Consider the following 24,192-nt stretch of genomic DNA (forward strand, 5'->3'; position numbering starts at 1 on the left):
CCCCCAACAATGACCAGTTTGCGGACCTCCTCAACCCTGAATAAACAAGAGATGAAACCGATCGGTCTGCCCGCAGGCAAACTAGCGGGACACCGTTAAATAGCGATTAATGATGAGTTATAACCATCGTCTCAAAGACCGAATTTGCTGACAAAAAACCGAGAGGCCCCAACCCTCCAGCATGTGGCATCTCCTCAGATGTGGACCGCTTATTTGCCACAGTGCTGATATTTCTGCGGCTGCGGCGCAATGCGGCCTTTCATTGAAACCGCATTCATTGTTATGGCGGGCTTGAAAGATTTGTGTTGCAGGAGCGCTAATGACCAAAACCCTGAAATGCGACGTGCTAGTGATCGGCACCGGCATTATCGGTTCCATGGCGGCGCTTTACCTGCAAAATGCCGGACGTGAGGTTGTTCTTCTGGAACGCGGCGAAGTTGCCCGCGGCGCAAGTTCCGGCAATGCCGGCATCCTGGCCTTTCCGGAAATCATCCCCATACCCTCACCTGGCATCATGAAGAAAGCACCACGCTGGCTTTTCGATCCGCTCGGCCCGCTCAGCGTGCCACCAGCCTATGCCGCAAAGATTGCCCCCTGGCTCTGGCGTTTCTGGCGTGCCAGCGCCGAGCGCAACTTTCGTCATGGGCTGAGGGTACTCAGCGAGATCAACCGGCTGGCCGCCAATGAAATGGCGCATGTCGCCGCCATGCCGGAGCTTTCATCCTTCGTTTCAAAAACCGGTACACTCGATCTCTATGACAGCGAAGCAAGCTTGAATGCCGCGGCAAGGGACTGGGATGAGAAGCAACGCGCGGGTTTCTCCTTTGAGCGTGTCGGCCGTAATGAAATAGACGAACTGCAGCCGGGCCTTGCCCCGCAGTTCCGCCATGCCATGTTCTCCCCTGATGGCCTGCAGGTCTCCGACCCCTTTGATTTCACCCGCGCCATTTTCGATCTGGTGATTGCCCGCGGCGCAAGCCTGCGCAAGGGTGAGGCGGAACGCATCGACGCCGTTGGTGAAAGCACGATCGTCACCCTGGAAAATGGCGACAAGATCGATGCCGACAGGGTGGTAGTCGCCTGCGGCGCCTGGTCGAAGAAACTTGCCGCGACGCTTGGCAATATCGTGCCGCTGGAAACCGAGCGCGGTTACAACACCACCCTGCCCGCAAGCGCCTTCAACCTGACGCGCCAGCTCTATTTCAACGATCACGGCTTTGTCGTGACACCGCTTTCTTCAGGCATCCGCATCGGCGGCGCGGTCGAGCTCGGTGGGCTGGAGCTGGAGCCGAACTTCAAACGGTCGGAAGCGATGCTGAAAAAGGCGGGGCGCTTCCTGCCGGGTCTCAAGATGGAAGGCGGAACGCAATGGATGGGTTTCCGCCCGTCAATGCCGGACTGTCTTCCCGTCATCAGCACCGCGCGTACCACACCCTCCGTCATCTACGCCTTCGGCCATGGCCATCTGGGACTGACGCAATCAGCTGCCACTGCCCGCCTCGTGACCCAGCTGGCGAACGGCGAAGAGACCACGATTTCGGTCGATCCTTTCCGACCGGGGCGTTTTTCGTAAGCGAAGAACGAGGAGCCCGCCCCAAAGCTGCACTGACAGCAATATGCGGGTTATTTCACCGGCTGCATGGAATCGTCAGGGAATTCCACCGTGGCGAAGGACGGATAGACTTTTCGCAGGATCGTGACCTGCTGCTGATCGCTCACACGCAGCAGATACCAGTCCGTGCCGTCCATCAAGGCCAGTGTATGGGATTTTGCCTCGATCGTCTGCCCGCCGGTTTCCATCACCGTCTTTGTCGGAATGAGCGCATAGGGCGTTCCATCAGGCGTTTGCTCAACGCTGATCGCGCCTTTATCCATGGTGAATTCGGTTATCTTGACCGCCGCGAGCGCCATCTGCATCTGCGTCGTCAAGGCGCTGCGCAATTGCTCGACGGTCACGCCCGCATCGCTTGCGATAAATTCGAAGATTTTGGGCGGTACCGTCTTGCCGACGGTTTCGAAATCCTGTCCGTTCAAGGCGGCGCTGAACCGTTCAATCTGCGTATGCAGCCTGTCCTGCTCAGACGGCAAAAGATCCCGCGACAGAACGGGCTGTGAAAGCGCCGCAAACAGGATCAGGCAGGATATCAGGCGTTTCATGGCTCGCCTTTCCGATGTCCGGTGTCACCGGGTTTCCGCGCCGGGAAACCGCTCGCGAAGGAGATCGTTCAGCGCAGCAGAATAAAGCCTGCGGCAGAAAGCACGAGAAACACGATAAGGCCGCCAAGAAAACCTGCGGACGCGAAGAAACCAGCGACCATGGCCAGCATCAGCACGCACAGAAGCATGGTGCCGTATTTCGTCAAAGCCAGAAAACCGTTATAGGTCTTTTCATGCTCGGCGTAATTCATCTCGGCACCAACTTCGACCGGGCCTGTGTGGTGTTCGCTCATTCCGCTTCCCCTTTTGCTCCATCCGACATTCCCGTACCGCGAGGGAACTTGGCCTGCCCGCGATCACGGGCATACGCCGGATTCTCCGGAGCCAGAGGTAACATGAAGTCGCTGAAAAGTGCAATGGATCATCAACCCGCGCGGTTGGTTCCGACATCCGTGGAAAAACGAATTTTAATCCGCAGCAGAAGGGCCATGCTGTAGCGCCCAAGGCAAAATCAGTGCACGATAAATCATTGCAAGTGCTTGCCATACGGGGTTCTCGGAGGATGACCATACCGTTCTGAGTTGCTTTTTGAAAAGCGGTTCAATAAGCACCTGCAAACAACAAAAAACGAACTTGCTTGGCGGCAAGTTCAATAAACCGCCACTAAAAAAAGCCGCGGTCCGGACCTTGTATCTGGTCCTGAGGAGGGGAAAGTGAAAATTTTTTTGGGAATCAGCCGGGCCGTTGATACGGTCACCACGGTTATCGGTCAGTCTGTGTCCTGGTTGTTGCTGGCAGCCGTCCTGATCAGCGCCACCAATGCCGTCGTGCGCAAGATGTTCGACATGTCGTCAAACGCATGGCTCGAGGTGCAATGGTATCTCTACGGCACCGTTTTCATGCTGGCGGCGGCTTACGCGCTTCTGAAAAACGAACATGTAAGGATCGATATCCTGTCGTCCACATGGTCGAAGCGCACGCGCGACATCGTCGATTTCGTGCTTCACATCATTTTCCTCGTCCCATTTGCCGGATTGATGACCTATCTGGCATGGCCGTGGTTCTGGGTCTCCTTCAAATCCGGAGAAATGTCGTCCAACGCCGGCGGGCTGATCATCTGGCCCGCAAAACTTGTTGTCCTGCTGGGCTTTGCTCTGCTTCTGCTTCAGGCGTTTTCGGAAATCATCAAGCGATATGCAGTGATTGCGGGATATATTGATGATCCCCGCGAAACGGTGCTGTCCGATTCCGAAACAGAAACCCACGGCACGGCAGGGAACTGACATGATAGACTTGATTGCGCACAACCTGCCGCTGGTCATGTTCAGCAGCGTGATGCTGATGCTGTTGCTCGGTTATCCCGTTGCCTTCACCCTGGCCGCCGGCGGCCTCATCTATTTCGCTCTGGGCGTGGAGCTATCGTGGATTTCTCCGGAAATCCGCCTCTTCTGGCCATTATTGCAATCTCATCCGGAACGCATCTACGGGATCATGTATAATGATACCCTGTTGTCGATCCCATTTTTCACCTTCATGGGCATCATTCTCGAGCGTTCCCGCATGGCGGAGGATCTTCTCGATACGATAGGCCAGCTTTTCGGTCCGATCCGTGGCGGCCTCGCCTATGCGGTCATTCTCGTTGGCGCGTTGCTCGGCGCCACCACCGGCGTCGTGGCGGCTTCCGTCATGGCGATGGGCCTTATCTCGCTGCCGATCATGATGCGTTACGGCTATAACCGTCCGCTCGTCGCGGGCACGATCGCCGCCTCCGGAACACTGGCCCAGATCGTCCCGCCGTCTCTCGTCCTGATCGTCATGGCGGACCAGCTCGGCCGTTCGGTCGGTGACATGTATGTCGGCGCACTCTACCCCGCGCTTTTGATCGTCGCGACCTATTGCGCCTACATCTTCGCCATTTCAATTTTCAAACCAGCGCTCGTGCCCGCGCTTCCAAAGGAAGCCCGCACTCTCGGAAACGGCGTTACTTCGCTGCTGGTGATGATCGCACTTTCAGTGGCGCTTTATTTCCTCGGCATGCATGTGCTCTTCAGCGGCATAACAAGCCCGGAATGGCGGCTCGTCACGGCGCTCGCCTTCGCCGTATTTGCGGTTTATCTCGTTGCTATTTTTAATAGCGCCGCCAGCAAGAAGGTCATTTCTCGTCTCGCCGAACAGGTCATCATCGTTCTGGTGCCGCCACTGGCACTCATATTCCTGGTCCTCGGCACCATCTTCCTCGGCATTGCCACGCCGACCGAAGGCGGCGCGATGGGCGCAACCGGCGCGCTTATCCTCGCGCTCGCCAAAGGCAGACTTTCCCTTGCGATCGTCAAGAATGCGCTGGATGCAACGACGAAGCTTTCCGCCTTCGTCATGATGATCCTCATCGGCGCCCGCGTTTTCGGCCTGACCTTCTATGGCATCAACGGCAATGTCTGGATTGAGGAATTGCTGCTTGCCCTGCCCGGTGGGGAATACGGCTTCCTGATCGTTGTCACGATCATCATTTTCATTCTGGGCTGCTTTCTCGACTTCTTTGAAATCGCCTTCATCATGGTGCCGTTGCTCGCCCCGGTAGCCGACAAGCTCGGGATCGATCTCGTCTGGTTCGGCATCATTCTCGGCATCAACCTGCAAACCTCGTTCCTGACCCCGCCCTTCGGCTTTTCGCTTTTCTTCCTGCGCTCAATCGCGCCCAACTCCACCTGGGTGGACAAGGTAACGGGCAAAAAAATGCCCGGCGTGAAAACAACGGAAATATACAAGGGTGTATTCCCCTACATCGTCATCCAGTTTGTGATGATCCTGGTCGTCATCGCATTCCCCGGTTTGGTCCTGACGTACAAGAGTGGCCACACCAGCGTTGATCCCAGCACCATCAAGATCGAGATACCCGGCGGGCCGGGAAGCAACGGCCTGTCATTGCCTCCGCTCGGCGGCGGTGCTCAGCAACAGCCATCCATGGGTCTGCCGCCGCTCAACCTCGGCGGGCCGGCTCCAGCCCCATCCGGCCAGGAGAACCAGGCTCCGGCGGCACCACCGGCACTCGGTTTGCCACCGCTCAATTTGGGCGAACCGCAACCTCAGCAGCCCGCGCCGACCCAACCCGACCTTAGCCAGCCACCCAAGATCGGGCCATAAAAGCACGGCCGGCGCAGCGCGGCGGTGATCGAGAGCGATCCGCGAAACGCTGCGCCGACCCATTGCCCATCCAGGGCATCAGGCACGCGGATGCCGCAAATTGAACAATGCCTGGTGACAGGCCAACGAGGCCGCAATTCCTGCTAAAAAACAAAAAGCCCCGGAGACCGAAGTCCCCGGGGCTTTCTGCCGGTCCGCCTTTACCGAAAGATCAGAGCTTTCCGTTGCGCTGCTGAATCATCATGAATGTATCAAACGTATATTCCGCAAGCTGCATCCACAGATAGCCCTCTCGCTTGAAGGCCACCTGGTCCTCGTAAATCTTTTTGAAGTCGGGGTTGGATGCCGAGATATTGGCATAGACTTCCAGCGCAGCCTTGTAGCAAGCTTCAAGGATTTCCTGGCTGAACGGCCGCAGAACAGCCCCTTCAGCCACCAGTTGCCGCACCGCCGTCGGGTTTTTGGCGTCATATTTCGCCATCATGCTGGTGTTGGCGAAGGCGCAGGCATCCTGCAACACCGTCTGGTAGTTCTTCGGCAGGCTGTTCCATTTGTCCAGATTGACGAAGGAATGGATGACCGGGCCGCCTTCCCAGAAGGCCGGATAATAATAATATTTCGCAACCTTGTAGAAACCGAGCTTGTGGTCGTCATAGGGACCAACCCATTCGGCAGCGTCGATGGTGCCTTTTTCCAGTGCCGGATAGATGTCGCCGCCGGCGATCTGCTGCGGCACGACGCCAAGCTTTTCCACCACCTTGCCGGCAAGGCCGGCAATGCGCATCTTCACGCCCTTGAAATCTTCGACGGTGTTGATTTCCTTGCGGAACCAGCCACCCATCTGCGCGCCGGTATTACCGGAGATCATGCCGTAGAGATTGTGCTTGGCGTAAAATTCGTTGAGCAGCTTGTTGCCATTGCCTTCATAAAACCAGGAATTGGTCAGGCGGGCGTTAAGACCGAAGGGTATCGCCGTGCCGATGGCAAAGGTCGGATCCTTGCCGACGTAATAATAGGAACAGGTGTGGCACATTTCCACCGTGCCTGATGACACGGCATCGGCCGCCTGCAGGCCGGGCACGATTTCGCCCGCGGCAAAGGGCTGGATGGTAAAATTGCCATCGGTTGCGGCGGCAACGTGCTTGGCAATATCCTCGGCACCGCCATAGATGGTGTCGAGCGATTTCGGAAACGACGACGTCAGACGCCAGGTGATCTTGGTATTCTGCTGTGCAATGGCAGGCGCGGCCAGAGCCGTCGCGGCTCCCGCAAGCGCACCTTTTTTCATAAAGGAACGGCGATCCATCTATATCCTCCCAGATATGAACGCTGCCCGCAGCTTTGAATTCCCCTCTTGCTGTTCAGGCATCACAGCAAAGTAAGCACGGTTACCGCCTGACTGACAAGCGCCCGCGACGAGAATTAATCGCGGAAAACCGGCCTTTTCGGAAAGTCTCCTTCGTATTTTATTTGCAACTGAAATATCCTCGCGACGCCTTATACTTTAGGCGCATCCATTACCGGCAAAACGCAAAACACCTGCTTGACTTGGCTCACCTGCAGTCGCACAAATTTCGGAGATTCGTCCCGGAGCCACCATGCCAAAACCCATCATTGCCGTTCCCGCCGACATAAGGCATTTCGCCGGAGCCGACTGGCACGCCGCGCAGAACCAGTATCTTTCCGCAGCGTTGAAGGTTGCCGGCGTCATGTCCTTCATCGTTCCGGCTTTCGAGGACGGTAACGAGGTCGACGCCATTCTGGACCGGGTAGACGGCCTGCTCGTCTCCGGCTCGGCAACCAATGTTCACCCTGCCCTTTACGGCAAAGAGGCACGGGAAAGCGACGGCCCCTTCGATCCCGCCCGCGACGCGACCAGCCTGCCGCTCATTCGCCGCGCCATCGAACGCGGCATTCCGATGCTGGCCATCTGTCGCGGCATTCAGGAATTAAACGTTGCGCTCGGCGGCACGCTTGCTTCGGAAATTCAGGAGCAGCCCGGCGTCTGGGATCACCGCAAACCCGAACATGACGACCGTGACGTGGCCTTTGCCATTCGCCAGCCGGTGCAGGTGCGTGAAGGCTCCTGCATTGCGCAGCACCTCGGCATGTCGGGCGAAATCCAGATCAATTCGCTGCACCGGCAGGCAATTGCCGAGACAGCGCCGCGCCTGCAGGTCGAAGCTACGGCGGCCGACGGTACCATCGAAGCCGTTTCCGTCATCGACGCCAAGGGCTTTGCGGTCGGCGTGCAATGGCATCCGGAATATTGGGCCGAGACGGATGCGCCATCGCGCGCCTTGTTCGAGGCCTTCGGCAAGGCTGTTCACGAATACCGAAACAGCAAGACCTAAAAATCGCCCCCTGCCCTCCAACGCAAATCGCGTATCCGAGGCCAGCGCATAAAAAAGGGGCAAGCCTGAAAGCTTGCCCCAAGTCCGGGAGGAGGAGTGCTTAGCGCTTTGCGCGTTTCTTCTGTCGGTAAACGTCGGCGACGACGGCAGCCACGATGATCAGGCCTTTGACGATCTCCTGGTAATAGGCATCGACCCTGAGGAACGTGAAGCCTGATGTCATGACGCCGAGAATGATGGTGCCGATGACCGTTCCGGTGATGCGGCCAGCGCCGCCGGCAAGCGACGTGCCGCCGATGACGGCTGCGGCGATGGCGTCGAGTTCATACATCACGCCCATGCCGGCCTGCGCCGTCTGTGCACGGGCGGCGGTGACGACACCGGCAAGACCAGCCAGCATGCCGGCAATGGCATAGACCTTGATCAGATGCGCCTCGATATTGATACCGGAAACACGTGCCGCCTGCTGGTTAGCGCCGATCGCATAGGTGAACTTGCCATAACGCGTGTAACGCAGCGCGATGTGGAAGATGGTGGCAACGACGAGGAAAACGACGACCGGCCAGATGCCCGTGCCGATGAAGTTGAAGCCATCGGTCAGGCCGGAAATCGGCTGGCCCTTCGTGTACCACTTGGAAAGACCACGCGCCGTCACCATCATGCCGAGTGTTGCGATGAAGGGCGGGATTTTCGTGCGCGCAATCAGCTGCCCGTTGATGAACCCGGCCAAAGCCCCGGCCAATATGCCGACAGCGAGCGGTATGAAGAATGGCAGGTCGGTGAGGCCAGGGTAAAGCGCCCGCGGCCAGGTGGAAGATTGCGCCACGCTGGCAGACAGCATCGCCGTCAGGCCGACAACCGAACCGGAGGACAGGTCGATGCCGCCGGTAATGATGACCTGCGTCACGCCCACGGCGATGATGCCGATCACTGACACCTGCAGGATCATGATCGTCAGTCGCTGCTGGTTCATCAGGAAGCTCTGGCCGATGAAAATCCAGCCGAGTATTTCATAGACCAGCGCGATGCCGATCAGCACGAAAAAGATATTGGCTTCCGGCGGTATGCGCCTGTGCGGCTTGCGTCCGGATTTTGCATCCAACTCTGCGTTGGCGGTGGCGTTCGTATTCATAATCATTCCTCCTCGAGAAATCCCGGCGCGCCTCACCGCGATGCGAGATCCATCACCTTCACCTGCGTGGCTTCACTTCTGTCAAGGAAACCCGTCACTCGACCCTCATGCATGACCATGACACGGTCGCTCATACCCAGAACCTCCGGCATTTCGGAGGAAATCATGATGACGGCGACGCCTTGGCGCGCCATCTCGCAAACCAGCTTGTGAATCTCCGCCTTGGCCCCGACATCGATGCCGCGCGTCGGCTCATCCAGAATGAGGATGCGCGGCTTGGTCAGCATCCAGCGACCGATCAGCACCTTCTGCTGGTTACCGCCGGACAGGTTTTCGATACGCTCGTATAGATGCGGCGTCTTGACCCGCAGCTTGCGGCACATCTCTTCGCAGGCATCCGAAAGGGCGCTTTCCTGCACGAAGCCATTGGCGACATATTTGTCCTGCAGGACGGCGATCTGCATGTTCTCCAGAATGTTGAGGATCAGCAGACATCCCGTATCCTTGCGGTCCTCGGTCAGGAACGCCATGCGGTGGCGGATGGCCTCTGTCGGGCTGTCGATCGCAACCTGTTTACCGTCGATTGCAACGGTACCAGAGGAGGCAGGCGTGACGCCGAACACCGTCTCGGCAACATTGGAGCGTCCCGAGCCGACAAGACCAGCAACACCCAGAATTTCGCCGGCGCGGACATCGAACGACACATCATGGAAAACACCATCAAGCGTCAGGTTCTTGACCGACAGCACCACATCGCCGATCGGAACCTCTTCCTTCGGGAACATCTGCGTGATTTCGCGGCCCACCATCATGCGGATGATGTCGTCACGCGTCACATCGGTGGACGCGTGTGTGCCGATATATTTGCCGTCGCGGAAAACGGAGAATTCGTCGGCGATCTCGAACAGCTCGTTCATCTTGTGGGTGATGTAGACGATGCCGATACCACGTTCCCTGAGGTCGCGGATAATTCGGAAAAGATGCTCGACCTCGCGCTCGGTCAGCGCCGATGTCGGCTCGTCCATGATCAGAACGTCGGAATCGTAAGAAACTGCCTTGGCGATCTCGACCATCTGACGGCTCGCGACCGACAGCTCGCCGACGCGTGTTTCCGGGTCTAGGTCGATGCCGAGCCTTTCAAGCAGCGTCTCCGTGCGGCGATACATTTCACCATGGTCGATGAAACCAAACCGGTTTTTCGGCTCGCGGCGGATCCAGATGTTTTCGGCCACCGTCATATAGGCCATCAGGTTGAGTTCCTGATGGATCATGGCAATGCCGTTTTCGAGCGCATCGAGTGGGGAATCGAGGCGTATCGGAGCACCTTTCAGGCGGATTTCACCAATGTCCGGCTGGTAGATACCAGCGAGAATCTTCATCAGCGTCGATTTGCCGGCGCCGTTCTCGCCCATCAGCGCATGCACGGTGCCGCGCTTGAGGTGGAACGACACATCATCAAGCGCCACGACACCGGGAAATTCCTTGCGTATACCGTCCGCTGCCAGAAGAAATTCTGCATTCGGCACGACGCCGCTGGCGCGCACCGCGGCCATTGTCGATGGACTGACGACCATCTCACCCTCCACAATAGACAAAAATGACCGGAAAATGGGCCTGCGAAATCGCGGCCTTCCTCCGGGGAGGCTTACAGCGCCGTGTCAACAAAGACAGGCATGGGCGCTGTAACACTTTGAATTCACTGAAATTATATTTTCCACATCAGCCCGCAGGCTGGGCCTTCCGTTGGCGTCCGGGTCCGGCACCTGCTCCCGATGTTATTTCAATCGAGCACAGATGCCGAAACGGGATCGTCAGTTCTTGGCCACGTAACCCTTGACGTTCTCAGGCGTGACGAGCTGGAAGGGAATGTAGACCTTCTTGTCGACCTTGTCGCCCTTGACGAGCTTCAGCGCTGCGTCGAGAGCGCCCTTGCCCTGGCCGGCAGCATCCTGGAAAACAGTCACGTCGAGATCGCCCGCCTGCATGGCAGCAAGAGCGTCCTGGGTGGCGTCAACACCGGCAACGACATAGTCCTTCATGTCCTTGCCGGCGGCTTTCAGCGCCTGAACCGCGCCGATCGCCATTTCATCATTGTTGGCGATAACGGCGTTGAATTCGATACCGCTGGAGAGCCAGTTGGTGACAAGGTCGGAACCCTGCGTGCGCTGCCAGTTGGCGGTCTGCTCTTCAACAACCGAAATGCCCTTGCATTCGTCGGTCTGCAAAACATCCTTTGCAGACTGTGTGCGCATGCGTGCCGCCTGGTTCGAAAGCTCGCCCATCATGATGACGGCCTTGCCCTTGCCACCGAGAAGGCGGCAGACTTCTTTTGCTTCAAGCGTGCCGGCCACGGTCTCGTCAGAGGCGACGAATGCCTGTCCATCCGGCAGGGTATCGACGTTTACCGGCTGACGGTTGACGTAGACCAGCGGAATCTTGGCTTCAGCGGCAAGTTTCGACATGGCCGCCGTCGCATCCGTATCAACCGGGTTGACGATGATCGCATCGACCTTGGAAGCGATGAAATTCTGGATCTGGCTCTGCTGCTTGGCAACGTCGTTCTGAGCGTCTTCAACCTGCAGGGTAACGCCCTTCAGTTCCTTGGAATAGTCCTGCATGCCGTTGCGCAGCACGGTCAGGAAGTTGTCGTCGAACAGGGCCATCGAAACACCGACGGTCTCCGCATGAGCTGCCGTGCCCAGAAGCACAGACATGGCCGCACTGATGATAAGCTTCTTCATTGTTTTTCTCCTCCATGGTGTCCGGCGCCACCTCTCCCAGCCGGAAGCGGACCCGAAAGCCCGCCGCTACCTCATCCAGAAAACGGAATAATGAAACCGATTTTCTGCCGTTCGATATATTTATTCCATTTTTGGTTCGAACGTCAATGTTTTCTTCGCGGTCTGACAGCGAAGCGGCACACAAGGCGGTGATGACGGGAGTTTTAAGGAGAACCGGGTACTGAGACCGGATGCCGAAAGGCGTGCCAAATCTTTCCCGTGTCATCCCCGCCCTTGAGGCGGGGATCCATAAGCCGTTGAAATTATGGATGCTCGGAACGAGCCAGAGGATGATGTCGAGCGTGGTGCAAGGTCTGCCGTCAATATCGGGCGCTTCGCCGCCGAGACGGACGTCGCCGCAAGCGCGGCCTACCCGTGCGAGCCGGGCATCACATCCGCAGGAATGGGGCAGACATAGTCGCCGCCTTCCGTCTTTTCCCGCCATTCCCTTTTAGCGCTGGCAAGCAGTTCAGGCGAGGTCATCAACGAAAGACCGGTCGATGCCAGCGTCTTGGCGGCATGCGCCATGGCCTTGTGGGCGGCGGGGCTTTTGCCCTGTGCCACCACCTGCCAGGTATGCGGATTGGTCCCGATCGCCCAGGCCGGCGTCCAGCACTGCGCCGTCGGCGTGATCCAGCTGACGTCGCCGACATCGGTGGAACCCGCCCGAAAATGCGACTCGCCCTCGAAATCACGCAGGCCGAGATGCAGGGGCGTCGAACCATCGACCTTCCGGTTGGAAAAGACGTCACCCTTTATCTGGTAGAGCCGGATGCTGCTTTTGATCGCTTCTTCGGTAAACGTATCCTGTATGCGTTTGGCGAAGTCGATATCCGCCTCATCAAAGGCGATGGGCCCAAGCGTCACCATGTTTTCATGCATCGCCGTTTCCAGCGTTATGTTGGGCAGAAGGTTGGTGGAGGCGGTATCGAAGACGATCTCCACCTCGGTTTCGGTCATCATCGCCGCGCCGCGCGCGACCTTGTCCACCCTTGCTGCGAGGTCGAGCGCCTGGCGCATTTCCGGCGCGCGGATCAGATAGAGGACTTCCGCCTTCGCCTGCACCACATTCGCCGCCTTGCCGCCGGTGTCGGTGATTGCATAATGCACCCGGCAATCCTGCGGCATGTGTTCGCGCAGGAAGTTGACGCCGACATTCATGAGTTCAACGGCATCGAGCGCCGAGCGGCCGAGATGGGCGGCATTGGAGGCATGGGCCGCAACACCCTTGAAACGATAAAAATATTCCAGCACGGCCAGATTGTTGGTGGAACGCACGCCGTTGAAGGGTGCCGGATGCCAGGTCAGAGCCGCATCGACATCGTCGAACAGGCCGGCGCGCACCATGAAGGTCTTGCCGGAACCGCCCTCCTCGCCGGGGCAACCGTAATAACGCACCGTGCCGGGCAGATTGTTGGCTTTCAGATGCCGGGCCAGCGCAATGGCGGCCATCAGCGAGCCGACGCCGAGCAGGTTGTGACCGCAGCCATGGCCTGTGGCGCCCGCCTCGCGCGGCTGCACCTGTGCCACATCGGCCAGCTGGCTCATGCCGGCCAGCGCATCGAATTCACCGAGGAAAGCGATGACCGGCTTGCCGCTGCCGAATTCGCCGATGAAGGCCGTGTCCATGCCTGCCACGCCGCGGCGAACCGCAAAGCCGTTTTCCTCAAGCGCTTTTGCCAGAACGCCGGCGGATTGCTGCTCTTCGAATTTCAGCTCGGCAAAATCCCAGATGCTGTCGCTCAAGGTGGTGAAATCAGGCTTCATGGCCTCGACTTCGGCGGCAATCGACATCACGGCATCACGGTTCATGGCTTGTCCTCGCATTTCCGCCCTTTGCGGGCACGCGCAAGCACTTCGGCGGAGGCACCGCCAAATCCTTACGCTCTATGATGGAAAGCCCGCGCCGGGGTCCGCCTTCGGCGCGGGCGATAGTGGATCAGTTGTCGACCGAGACTTCCCAGAGGCGGGCGTTCGACTGCCAGACCGGCTGGCCCTTCAACTTCTTCGTCGCGCCCCAGACATCGACCATGTCGTAAAGGAAGATGCCCGGCATTTCCTTCAGCATCAGTTCGTGAAACTCGTCGAAAATCTTCTGGCGCTTCGTCTGGTCGGCCTCGACATAGGCCGCCTTCATCAGCTCGATCGCTTTCGGATCGTCCCACATCAGCGAGGCGTTCTTGTCCTTGTTGCCGACATAGAAGGCATACATCAGCGCCGGGTCCAGACGCGGGGCGACCGACTGCGAGATCACCTGATAATTGCCGGAGCGGCGACGGTCCACCTGCGTGGCATAGTCCAGCACCTCGATCTGCACATTGAGACCCGCCTGCTGCATCATGGCCTGCGCCATGACGGCAGCCGGGAAGCTCGGCACGTTGCCGCGCTTGTTGGCGATGATGGAGATCGGCTCGCCCTTGTAACCGGCGGCCTCCAGCTCCTTCTTCGCAGCCTCGACATCATAGGCCGGGCGCTTTTTCTGGGCCTCGTCATAATAAACCGAGTCCTGTGAGACCATCGAACCGTTCGCCTCACCCGTGCCGTTGGATGCGGCGGCGACCAGTTCATCGAGATCGAGCGCCATCGCCATGGCGCGGCGCACGCCGGGATTGCTCAGAACCTTGTCGCGGGTCTGGATGTAGAACAGGTTCTTGCCGTTGTTGCGGGCAACGATGAGCTGCATCTTGTCGTTGGTCTTGAACTCAGGAATGAGATCGGGAGAAATCTCGGCCGTATCGAGCACGCCGGATTCAAGCCCGGCCTTCACGGTCGAGGCATCGGGAATGACCATGAACTTGATGCCGTCGGCCAGCGGCCGCTTGGAGCCGACCATGCCATCCGGCTTGCCGTCATTTGCCGGCGAAACATAATCGGCAAATTTGGCGAGGCGGATATATTCGCCCTTCTTCCACTCGTCCCACTGGAACGGCCCAGTGCCGATCGGCTTGACGAAGTTGCCATCGGCAGCAACCGATTCCGGCGAGATCATGCCGGTATAACCGCATTCCGGCCGCGACATGAGGCCGAGGAAAACGGCGGAGGGTTTTTCAAGGGTGATCTCGACCGTGGATGCATCGCTGGCCTTGACACCGGTGACATGCGCTGCCCCGCCTTCCGCGAAATCGTTGAGGCACGCCCATTTGGTTTCCGGCTTCAGGTAACGTGTCCAGTTCCAGACGACATCCTCTGCGGTGAGTGGCTTGCCATTGTGAAATTTCACGTCCTTGCGCAGCTTGAAGGTATAGGTCAGGCCGTCAGGCGCAACCTCGACACTCTCGGCGAGCAGCGGCTTCACCTCGCCGGCATTGTTATAACCGACAAGGCCTTCGACGATGTGCAGGATAACCCCGTCCGTATTGCCGTCGCGGTTCACCCCCGGATTGTTGCTGCGCAGATCCGAACTTTGCGCGATGGTGATATCGCGTGCTGCGGCCATATTGGCGGTCACGAGCAGGGCAACGCCTGCGAGAAGAAGTTTTTTCACTGTTCTACCCTCTTTGTTGTCGTTGATATTGATTGATTAAAAACCGTCCCAGCAGGCCTGTGCCAGCCGGCCGATCGTTTCGAGCGCTATGGTATAGCCCGGCGTGCCATCAGGCATGGTTTGCGGCACCTCGTCGGTATAGGTGGTGATGATGAAGGACGGCGCGCCATTTTTGTAGACGATGCCGGCATCCATGCGACCGCGCTTGCCGCGGCCGCTCTTGCTGGCCACCACGGCCTCGAAAGGCAAGCGGGAGCGAATTCCATACCGCAAAATCTGGTTTTTCAGCGTCTGCATGGCCCATTCGCACAATTGCGGGCTGCAACCGAGCTTTGCCTGCGCCTCCGGTGAGGACTGGGCATCGAGAATGGTCTGCAGCAGAAGCACCTGATCCGCCGCCGAGGTGGTGGTGACGGTTTTCAACGGATGGTCAGCCGCCAGCGCCAGCGGCGGAATGAGGAAACGATGATGGGTATTCGCCATGCCGAGCGCCTTGCAATAGCCGTCCACCTCTTCCAGCGTCAGCCGTTCCAGCACCATCTTGGTGCAGACATTGTCGCTCAGCACCATCATGCCGGCGACGGCATCGCGTAGCGAAATGACGATACCTGGCGTCATATAACGGAACATGCCGCTCGCAACCTCTTCCGCCAGCCGCTTTTCATAGGTGACGGGCTGGTCGAGATCGATCCGCCCTTCGCTTGCGGCCTTGAGCACCGCCATCATGATCGACGTCTTGCGGGTGCTGCCCGATGGCGTCTCCTCGTTTTCTCCCCGCCCGATCTCTTCGCCGGTCAGGAGATTGCGCACCATGAAGCGCGTCACGAAAGGCTGTGCATCACAGATCGCATTCAGTTGGGCAGCCACGGTCATTGTCATCTTCCTGTTAAACTTCATCTTCCAGACGCCATTTCAGTGTCACGCCGCCCTTTTCATTCTGGTCGAGGGCGGGAATGGCCGAGAGCAGCCGGCGCGTATAAGCCTCTCTCGGACTGTCGAAAATCGTGTCGCGGTCACCCTCTTCGATGATGCGACCGTCCTGCATGACAACGACACGGTCCGCCACCTGCTCCACCACACCGAGATCGTGGCTGATGAACAGGCAGGAAAAACCGTAACGTTTCTGCAGATCGGAAAAGAGATCGAGCACCTGCGCCCGCACCGTCACGTCGAGCGCCGAGACCGGCTCGTCGGCGATCAAGAACCGCGGACGACGGGCAATGGCGCGGGCAATGGCCACGCGCTGGCGCTGGCCGCCGGAAAGTTCGTGCGGGTAACGGGTCGCGTAATCTGCGTCCAACCCCACCTCTTCCAGCGTTTCAAGCGCCCGCTTGCGCTTGGCGGCCTGATCGAGACCGGGAACGAGGCGCAGCGCCTCTTCCACAAGCGCCAGAATGGTCATGCGCGGATCGAGCGAGGAATAGGGATCCTGAAACACCATCTGGCAATTCAGGCGATAGTCCTTCCAGTCCTCGTTGCGCTCCCGCCCCTGAAAGCGGATATGCCCTTCGCTCTCCTGCACGAGCCCGGCAATGGTGCGGCCAAGCGTGGTCTTGCCGGAACCGGAACCGCCGACCAGCGCCACGACCTCACCCTCATGAATATCGATGCTGACGCCGTGCAGCGCCCGCTTGGGCTTGGCTTTCTTCAGCAGGGATTTGCGTCCGGCATAATCGACGACGATATCGCGGGCCGAAACCATCGGCGCCTTGGACGTGTCGATGGCGCGCGGCTCGCCGCGGAACGGCAGGGAGGAAAGCAGCTTTTTGGTATAGGGATGCTGCGGCGCGTCCAGCAGGTCTTCGGTGCGGCCCTGCTCGACGATCGCACCTTTTTCCATCACCACGATGCGGCTGGTATAACGCGCCACCATCGGTAGATCGTGGCTGATGAGCAGCACGGCCGTGCCTTCCGCTCGCGTCAGCTCCACCATCAGCTCCATGACATCACGCTGGATGACCGCGTCAAGCGCCGTCGTCGGCTCGTCGGCGATCAGCAAAGCGGGTTTCAGCAGCATGACCGAGGCCAGCATGATGCGCTGGCGCATGCCGCCGGAAAACTCGTGCGGATAGGCCGTCAGCGCACCTTCGGGATCGCGGATGCCGACCCGGCGCAGCATGTCGAGAATTTTCTCGCGGCGTTCTTCCGGGGATAATTTCGTGTGAAGGATCAAGCCCTCTTCCAGCTGCCGGCCTATCGTCATCGATGGGTTGAGGGAGGTCATCGGCTCCTGAAACACGACGCCGATCTCCGCGCCGCGCAGACGCCGAAGATCCTTCACCGGCAGGGACATGACATCCTGCCCCTTGTAGATGATCGACCCGCCGGTGACGGCGATGGCCGGTGGCAGAAGCGAAATGAGCGCGCGGGTTGCGAGCGTCTTGCCCGAGCCGCTTTCGCCGACGATGCCGAAGATTTCGCCCGCGGCAATATCGAAGGACACATCCTTGACCACCCGATGGCCGGTTCTGGCAACTTCGAGCGAAAGGCCGCGAACGGTGAGAAGTGTAGTGTCCGTCATTTGAGACCTCTCATGCGCGGGTCAAGCCTGTCGCGCAGGGCATCGCCCAGAAGATTGATGCCAAGCAGCGTCAGCGCGATGCAGAGACCGGGGAAAAGCCCGAGCCACACGGCCTGCTGGATGAAGGGACGGCCGGCGGCCAGCATGTTGCCCCAGGTGGGCGCCGGCGGCGGCACGCCGAGGCCGAGGAAGGACAGCGCACTTTCCGAAAGGATCGCCCAGCCGAACATGGACGTGGCAAGAACCGTGATCGGCGCGATGCAATTGGGCAGGATGTGGCGGAACATGGTGTAGATCTCACCATTGCCCATTACCAGCGACGCCTCGATGAATTCCCGCTCACGCAGAGAAAGCACTGCGCCACGCACAACGCGGGCCATGGACGGCGTATATGCGATGCCGAGCGCAAAGATGATGCCATACTGGTTGGCACCGAAAACCGCGAGCAGGCCGAGCGCCAGAAGAATGCCCGGAAAGGCGAGCAGCGCATTGTTGATGGCCATGATGACGCCATCCACCCAGCCGCGCGCATAACCGCTGACAAGGCCGATCAGCGTGCCGAAGATTGTCGCGAAGCTGACCGTCAGAAAACCGATCCAGACGCTGGCACGCGCGCCGACCATCAGGCGGCTCAAAACATCGCGCCCGAATTCGTCGGTGCCGAGAAGATGGCTTGGGCCGGGCGCGGCGAGACGCGAGGCGAAACCGAGCTTCATCGGATCATAGGGTGTCCAGAACAGGCCGGTCACGGCGGTGATGAGCAGGAGGGCGATGAGAAAGCCGCCGATAAGCCCGTTGAGTGTGAACTTTTTCATTCGGCAACCACACGCGGATCGAAGAGGGGATAAAGCAGGTCGACGAAGAGGTTGACCAGCACATAGGACAGCGAGACGAACAGCAGGCAGCCTTGAATGACGGGATAGTCACGGGCAAAAATACTGTCGACCATCAACCGCCCGAGACCGGGAATGGTGAAGACCGTCTCGATGACGGCGATACCGCCGAGAAGATTGCCGAGGATAAGGCCGATCATTGTCCAGGTGGGACCAAAGGCGTTCTTGAAGGCATGCCGCCAGAGAACCGCGCTTTCCGAAAGGCCCTTGGCGCGGGCATGGGTAATGTAATCCAGCCGCAGCACTTCCAGCGTCGAGGCGCGCGCCATGCGGATCAGCACACCCATTTCATGGATCACCAGCGTCATGACGGGCAGGACGAGATAAAGCATGCCGCCGACGAGATTGTCGCTGATCGACACATATCCGAGCACCGGCAGCCAGCCGAGCTTGAGGCCGAAAAACAGGAGAAGCAGAAGACCCAGCCAGAATGTCGGAATGGACAGTAGCAGCGTCGCCGTTCCCACCAGCGCGAGATCGGTCAGGCTGTTCTGTTTCCAGGCGGCGATCACGCCCGCAGGAACCGCAATCAGGCTGGCGAGCAGCACGGCGACAACGACGATCTCGGCGCTGACGAGGAAGCGCGAGACGACCAGCGGCAGCACCGCCTCGTCATTGACGATGGAGCGACCGAAATCGCCCTGCACCACATTACCCGCCCAGATGACGAATTGTTGCGGCATGGACTTGTCGAGGCCGAGTTCGGTCCTCATGGCTTCGATCTGTTCCGGTTGCGCCATGTCGCCCAGCATCAGGGCAGCCGGATCGCCCGGAATGAAGCGGATGAGCGCGAAAACCGTGATCGACACGAATGCGATCGTCGGCAGCGCCATCAAAAGACGGCTCAGTATGAATCTTATCATCGGTTCCCCACGATTGATGGCGGGGAATGATATCCCGCCTCTATCGGTTTCGTTGCTGGTGACTATGACGGATTGATAAATAAGGCGCAATATTATGCGTAAACGTCATATATCTATGCAGAATGGCGGCGCGTTTCATCCTGATGAGGACAATGAGATTTTCCGCCCAAAATCCCGTTTTCAGTCGATTTTTTGCGAAAGCTGGATTTCCCGCTTCAAGGCATCGCTCAGCGCCTGTGCCGCGATGGACAACGGTGCACCGGAGGCGCGGGCTAGACCGAATTCCTGCGTCGCCTGCGGAACGAATGGCCGGGCGACAACGGGAAGATGCCGGTAGAGGTTGGCATAAAAGCTGCTGATGATCGTCACCCCCAGCCCATGCGCCACATAGGCGCAGGCGGAACTGTTTGTGTGGGTCTCGATCTTGACCATCGGCTTGACGCCGGCCTTCTTGAAGACCTGATCGAGCGCCATGCGGTTCGGCCGCTGCCGGCCAATCAAAATGAGCGGAACATTGCGCAGGTCCTTGACGGTAATTTCGTCGAGTTTGGCCAAGGGATGATCCTCCCGGACCACACAGACGCTTTTGCCGGTCGCGACACGCTCGACATCGATGCCCGGGCCAATCTCGCCTTCCATCCGCAGGAAACCGAGATCGATCACCCGCTCGCCGACAAGCTTGTTGATGGCGGTCGTCGTTTCGAAAAAAGTCTCGATGCGAACGCCGGGAAAATCCCTGACATAGTCAATCAGCATGGCGGGCGCGAAATTCTCCCACATGCTGCTCGGCAGGCCGATGCGGACGATCTCCGGGCCAGCAGCGCCGTTGCGCAAATCCTCGGCGTGGCCGGACATGCGATCAACGGCAAGCAGCACATTTTCCGCATCGCGGGCAAGAAGTGCGGCCTCGGGCGTTGGGATCAACCGTCCCTTGTCACGGGCAAACAGCGTCAGCGACAGGTCCGCCTCAAGCTGCGCCAGAAGCCGGCTGATACCGGACTGGCTGAGCCCCATGGCCTTTGCGGTGGCGATGGTGGAGCCGGTGGAAAGAAGCGTGCGCAGGACTTCGAGCTGCTTGATATTCATGAGGCAAGCACCATGGGTGAAAGGACGAGCCGGTTTCGGTTCAGACGTTTTGCCGCCGATGACGCTTGATGTCACCGGTTTTTTTAGCACCGTCATGCGGCCCCGTCTGGCCGCCGCTTACAGTTCCACCTCATAGACCCTGTCGTGGGTGGCAACACGCGCCTCTCCGGAGGGCGTCACCCAGCCGCGGAACATGCCAGGCGTATTGTAGGGTGCGGATATGCCGCCTTCGGCGTCTATCGCGACGAGACCGGCGCCGATATCGTAAGGCGCCAGATCCTTATGGACGAGATCGCCGGCCGCAGTCTCCAGATCCTGCCCGAGATAGGCGACACGGGACGCGATCTCGTGGCCGACGACATAACGGATGAAAAACTCACCCTTGCCGGTGCCGGAAACGGCGCAGGCTCCATCACGCGCATAGGTGCCAGCCCCGATCACCGGGCTATCGCCCACCCGGCCGTTTGGCTTGTTGGTATAGCCGCCCGTGGAGGTCGCCGCTGCAAGATGCCCGGCCGCATCGAGCGCCACCGCGCCGACGGTTCCGTGCTTTTCGTTTTCCGTCGCTTCCGTTCCAGCGGCGGCATGGACCTTCATGGCCGCCAGCGCCTCGATACGTTTTTGCGTGGTGAAATAGGATTGAGGTTCGGTGGCAAGCCCCTGCTCTTTCGCAAACTGGTCAGCCGCTTCTCCAGTGAGATAGACAGCACGTTCATCCGCCATCAGCGCACGGGCCGCCTTTACCGGGTTTCGGATGGCGCGTGATGCGCTGATTGCGCCCGCCGCCAGCGTCTTGCCGTCCATGATCGAGGCGTCGAGTTCGTGAATACCGTTCTCGTTCAGCGCCGCCCCATGGCCTGCATTGAAATGCGGGCTGTCCTCCATGACGACGACCGCCGCCTCAACCGCTTCAAGCGCGGTTCCACCGGCCTTCAGCACGCCATAACCGGCCCGCAAGGCCGCCGCCAGATCGTCGCGCGCCGCCTCCCATTCCGCAGGCGTCATGCTGTGTTCCGGCATCACGCCGCAACCGCCGTGAATGGCCAATGCGATCTTCGTCATGTCCTCACTCCACTGTCACCCCGCCACAAGCAGGGCCTCTTACCATCAATGAAAGGCGATATCGCCGATGACCCGCACCCGCACCCGCCGCGCGCCGCCCGGCAGATAGGCGATCGGAATATCCTCCACCTCAAGCGTCTTGAGGCTCGCCCGCTCCGCGCCCGAAGCGACCGCCGCGTTCTGCGCTTCGGTTTCTGCTTTCGCAAGGGCCTCGTCGCGGCTCAAGCCGGAAAAGACCTGATCCACTTCGCCCGAAACCTGCGCCATGGCTGCACCCAGCGCATTGGCAACGCCTGCATTTTCCACACGCAACACCTCGGATGCGCCCGGAACCCGCTCCGGTATCAGGAACGCCCCGCCGCCGACCGCAACCAGCGGCACATCTTCCGCAGACGTCTTCATCTGGTCGAAACTGTCGGCCACCATGTCGCGGATACGGGAAAGCGTCGCCTGCACGAATGCCGGGTCGAGGTCTTTCACACGATCCTTGTCGCCCATCTCGATCAAGCCTGCGGCCACGGCGATATCCGATGTCGTCAGCGTCTCGCCGCCGAACACGCGGGCTTCCGTCAGGATGCGATATCCGACCGAGCGCGGGCCGATCTTTCCGGTCTGCGGATCGACGATGGTGCCGCCGCCAAGGGCGACAGGCAGAAGGTCGGGCATACGGAAGAGCGTGCGTACCCCGCCAATATGGACGATATTGTTCGCCTCGCGCGGAAAGCCGCCGACAAGGCAGCCGATATCGGAGGTGGTGCCGCCGACATCCACCACCATGGCATCGGAAAGACCGGTGAGGAAGGCCGCACCACGCATCGAGTTCGTCGGGCCGGAAGCGAAGCTGTGCACGGGGTTCGCGGCGGCCACATCCGCAAGTGCCACGGTGCCGTCATTCTGGGTCAGATAAAACGGCGCCTTCACGCCCGCTTCGCGCAGCGCATCTGAAAATGCCTGAACCGTAGTCTTGCCGAGCGTTTGCAGCGCTGCGTTCAGGAGGGCGACGTTTTCCCGCTCCAGAAGCCCGATGCGGCCGAGCGTATGGGAAAGCGTGATGCGCGCATCGGGAATGACCGAACGGACGATCTCCGCCGCCCGCACCTCGCACTCCGTCGTCAGCGGCGAGAAGGTCGCGGAAATGGCGATGGAGGTGATGCCCGCATCGCGGATTTTCATTGCCGCCTCACGGATTTCATCCGGGATCATCGGCACCAGCGGGCTTCCGTCATATTCGTGGCCACCATGAACCATGAAGATCAGCGGATTGACGGCCTCGTGCAAATCCCCAGGCCAGTCGCACATCGGCGGCAGCGAAGAACCGGTCGGCAGCGCGATGCGGATGGCGGCGACCCGCTCCAGCCGGGCGCGCTCCACCACCGCATTGGTGAAATGTGTTGTGCCGATCATCACCGCGTCGATGGGCCGGTCCGCCGCGCCGACATGGCCCGCCACATGGGCGAGCGCCGCCTTTACGCCGGACAGGACATCCTGCGTGGTCGGAACCTTGATGGAGGCGACGATGGTGTCTCCATCGATCAGAACGGCATCCGTATTGGTGCCGCCAACGTCAATACCGATGCGTTTCATGGGAATACCGATCTGAAATCAATGTCATAACCGAAGGCGCGCGGGCCGACGGCGGCGATGCCGGCAGGTGTCGTCAAAAGTTCCGGCGCCGGCAGGGCGACAACCGTGACGCGCTGGCCATAACGCACAGATTCCGTGCCGATGGCGCTGCCCGAGATAGTGTCGAGAAGGCAGAGCAGGTCCGGCGTCATGGCAACCGGCTGGCCATCACGGAAGGCGACCGCCCATTCGTTCTGGAAGGCGAGTTCCAGTCGCGAGCCTTTATCCGCATCGATGCCTTCAATGGTCGTGCTGCCGCGCAGGAAACCGCCGGTGGTTTCACGCGCCACATCCACCACCTTGCCGCGGAACAGCTGCTTGCCGCCCTCATGGTCGAGAACCGCCTGAACGGGGTCATCATGGCGTTGACGCGCCGCCATCACCGCGCGGCCGAGTTCAGTCGCCTTGGTGACGGTGTAGTGAATGCCCCATTCCTTCACTTCCTTGCCGGTGCGTGGCGCCTTGCAGGTGGCGGCGGTGGAGCCGACTTCGGTGCAGACCTTGCGCGAGATGCGCTCCATCCATTTCCACGAAGCCGCCCGCGTGACGATCACCTCATTGTCGCGCACATCGACCAGCGACAACGGGAACATCGGCAGGTTGCCGATGGCGAAGGAGGTCATCTGCGCTTCGGGATAGGCGCGCCCCATGGCATCGGCATTAACGACCGGCCGGTCGAGCATGGCGGCGGCAAGGAAGGACGACAGCGCATTCGAACCGCCGATTTCCACGCTCATGATCGCCCGGAACGGCTTGCCGAGATAATCCTCCATCACCTCGACAGCGCGGGCGAGATGGACGGGGTCCCCCAGCCGCTCCTGACCAACAAGCGGCGCCCCCATCTTGGAGACAACGGCAACCATGTCGTCATCGGCAAGCGCCATGGGATCCATGACCTTCACCCGCCTGCCCTCGGCATAAAGACGGCGCAGGTTGAGCGTCGAGATATAGGGGTTGCCGCCGCCGCCCGTTCCCAGAATCCAGGCGCCGGTGGCCAGAGGTTCGATATCGTCTTCGGAAAATTCCTGGATCATGCGTCATCCTCGGGCATGCCGCAGCCTTTCCGGCGCAAGCGATGCTCCTTCCCTTTGAAGTT

20 protein-coding genes are annotated in these 24,192 nt (G+C 59.7%); 4 read left to right on the forward strand and 16 right to left on the reverse strand.

Annotation, left to right across the window (positions count from 1 at the left end; all coding sequences use genetic code 11):
• Positions 1 to 319 precede the first annotated feature (319 nt).
• A complete protein-coding gene (locus tag CFBP6623_RS17050) occupies positions 320 to 1,573 on the forward strand; it encodes an NAD(P)/FAD-dependent oxidoreductase (RefSeq protein WP_046801376.1) in 1,254 nt (417 codons plus the stop codon).
• A gap of 50 nt (positions 1,574 to 1,623) precedes the next feature.
• On the opposite strand, the gene CFBP6623_RS17055 is transcribed toward CFBP6623_RS17050, so the two are convergent.
• Positions 1,624 to 2,157: a hypothetical protein gene (locus tag CFBP6623_RS17055; RefSeq protein WP_046801377.1), complete on the reverse strand. Its 534-nt coding sequence runs from the start codon at positions 2,155 to 2,157 to the stop codon at positions 1,624 to 1,626.
• Positions 2,158 to 2,225: 68 nt separating this feature from the next.
• On the reverse strand, positions 2,226 to 2,450 hold the full coding sequence (locus CFBP6623_RS17060; RefSeq protein ID WP_046801378.1) for an aa3-type cytochrome c oxidase subunit IV: 225 nt from the start codon (positions 2,448 to 2,450) through the stop codon (positions 2,226 to 2,228).
• Between the two features lie 420 nt (positions 2,451 to 2,870).
• Here CFBP6623_RS17060 and CFBP6623_RS17065 point away from each other — a divergent pair, with 420 nt between their 5' ends.
• Both CFBP6623_RS17065 and CFBP6623_RS17070 read left to right on the forward strand, forming a co-directional pair.
• Positions 2,871 to 3,440, forward strand: a complete 570-nt coding sequence (locus CFBP6623_RS17065; RefSeq protein WP_046801379.1) for a TRAP transporter small permease subunit — start codon at positions 2,871 to 2,873, stop codon at positions 3,438 to 3,440.
• Between the two features lies 1 nt (position 3,441).
• Positions 3,442 to 5,298 carry a TRAP transporter large permease gene (locus tag CFBP6623_RS17070; protein ID WP_046801380.1) on the forward strand — a complete coding sequence of 619 codons (1,857 nt, stop codon included), beginning with the start codon at positions 3,442 to 3,444 and terminating at the stop codon, positions 5,296 to 5,298.
• Between the two features lie 211 nt (positions 5,299 to 5,509).
• Here the strand turns inward: CFBP6623_RS17070 and CFBP6623_RS17075 are convergent, their stop codons facing one another.
• Complete coding sequence (locus CFBP6623_RS17075; RefSeq protein WP_046801381.1) at positions 5,510 to 6,604, reverse strand: TRAP transporter substrate-binding protein; 1,095 nt, start codon at positions 6,602 to 6,604, stop codon at positions 5,510 to 5,512.
• 292 nt (positions 6,605 to 6,896) lie between these two features.
• On the opposite strand from CFBP6623_RS17075, the gene CFBP6623_RS17080 reads away from it, so the two are divergent.
• Positions 6,897 to 7,652 (forward strand): gamma-glutamyl-gamma-aminobutyrate hydrolase family protein, encoded by a 756-nt coding sequence (locus CFBP6623_RS17080; RefSeq protein WP_046801382.1) that lies wholly within the window; start codon positions 6,897 to 6,899, stop codon positions 7,650 to 7,652.
• A 100-nt stretch (positions 7,653 to 7,752) separates the two neighbouring features.
• On the opposite strand, the gene CFBP6623_RS17085 is transcribed toward CFBP6623_RS17080, so the two are convergent.
• The 13 genes from CFBP6623_RS17085 to CFBP6623_RS17150 form a co-directional block, all read right to left on the reverse strand.
• On the reverse strand, positions 7,753 to 8,784 hold the full coding sequence (locus tag CFBP6623_RS17085) for an ABC transporter permease (protein WP_046801383.1): 1,032 nt from the start codon (positions 8,782 to 8,784) through the stop codon (positions 7,753 to 7,755).
• A gap of 32 nt (positions 8,785 to 8,816) precedes the next feature.
• On the reverse strand, positions 8,817 to 10,358 hold the full coding sequence (locus CFBP6623_RS17090) for a sugar ABC transporter ATP-binding protein (RefSeq protein ID WP_046801384.1): 1,542 nt from the start codon (positions 10,356 to 10,358) through the stop codon (positions 8,817 to 8,819).
• Between the two features lie 237 nt (positions 10,359 to 10,595).
• Positions 10,596 to 11,525: a sugar ABC transporter substrate-binding protein gene (locus tag CFBP6623_RS17095; protein WP_046801385.1), complete on the reverse strand. Its 930-nt coding sequence runs from the start codon at positions 11,523 to 11,525 to the stop codon at positions 10,596 to 10,598.
• A gap of 408 nt (positions 11,526 to 11,933) precedes the next feature.
• Positions 11,934 to 13,376 carry a M20 family metallopeptidase gene (locus CFBP6623_RS17105; protein ID WP_046801386.1) on the reverse strand — a complete coding sequence of 481 codons (1,443 nt, stop codon included), beginning with the start codon at positions 13,374 to 13,376 and terminating at the stop codon, positions 11,934 to 11,936.
• 127 nt (positions 13,377 to 13,503) lie between these two features.
• A complete protein-coding gene (locus CFBP6623_RS17110) occupies positions 13,504 to 15,048 on the reverse strand; it encodes an ABC transporter substrate-binding protein (protein ID WP_046801387.1) in 1,545 nt (514 codons plus the stop codon).
• 36 nt (positions 15,049 to 15,084) lie between these two features.
• Positions 15,085 to 15,921, reverse strand: a complete 837-nt coding sequence (locus tag CFBP6623_RS17115) for a serine hydrolase (RefSeq protein WP_046801388.1) — start codon at positions 15,919 to 15,921, stop codon at positions 15,085 to 15,087.
• A gap of 13 nt (positions 15,922 to 15,934) precedes the next feature.
• Entirely contained in the window at positions 15,935 to 17,569 is a 1,635-nt protein-coding gene (locus CFBP6623_RS17120) for an ABC transporter ATP-binding protein (protein ID WP_046801389.1), read from the reverse strand.
• Positions 17,566 to 18,384, reverse strand: coding sequence for an ABC transporter permease (locus tag CFBP6623_RS17125; RefSeq protein WP_046801390.1), 819 nt, complete (start codon positions 18,382 to 18,384; stop codon positions 17,566 to 17,568). The genes CFBP6623_RS17120 and CFBP6623_RS17125 overlap by 4 nt, the downstream gene beginning before the upstream one ends.
• Complete coding sequence (locus CFBP6623_RS17130) at positions 18,381 to 19,325, reverse strand: ABC transporter permease (protein WP_003511005.1); 945 nt, start codon at positions 19,323 to 19,325, stop codon at positions 18,381 to 18,383. The genes CFBP6623_RS17125 and CFBP6623_RS17130 overlap by 4 nt, the downstream gene beginning before the upstream one ends.
• Positions 19,326 to 19,505: 180 nt before the next feature.
• Entirely contained in the window at positions 19,506 to 20,411 is a 906-nt protein-coding gene (locus CFBP6623_RS17135) for a LysR family transcriptional regulator (RefSeq protein ID WP_046801479.1), read from the reverse strand.
• A 117-nt stretch (positions 20,412 to 20,528) separates the two neighbouring features.
• Positions 20,529 to 21,473, reverse strand: coding sequence for an isoaspartyl peptidase/L-asparaginase family protein (locus tag CFBP6623_RS17140; RefSeq protein ID WP_046801391.1), 945 nt, complete (start codon positions 21,471 to 21,473; stop codon positions 20,529 to 20,531).
• A gap of 45 nt (positions 21,474 to 21,518) precedes the next feature.
• Entirely contained in the window at positions 21,519 to 23,057 is a 1,539-nt protein-coding gene (locus tag CFBP6623_RS17145; RefSeq protein WP_062653061.1) for a hydantoinase/oxoprolinase N-terminal domain-containing protein, read from the reverse strand.
• Entirely contained in the window at positions 23,054 to 24,130 is a 1,077-nt protein-coding gene (locus CFBP6623_RS17150) for a DUF917 domain-containing protein (protein WP_046801393.1), read from the reverse strand. The genes CFBP6623_RS17145 and CFBP6623_RS17150 overlap by 4 nt, the downstream gene beginning before the upstream one ends.
• Positions 24,131 to 24,192: the final 62 nt, after the last annotated feature.

It is taken from the genome of Agrobacterium tumefaciens (assembly GCF_005221385.1).
Taxonomy (GTDB): domain Bacteria; phylum Pseudomonadota; class Alphaproteobacteria; order Rhizobiales; family Rhizobiaceae; genus Agrobacterium; species Agrobacterium tomkonis.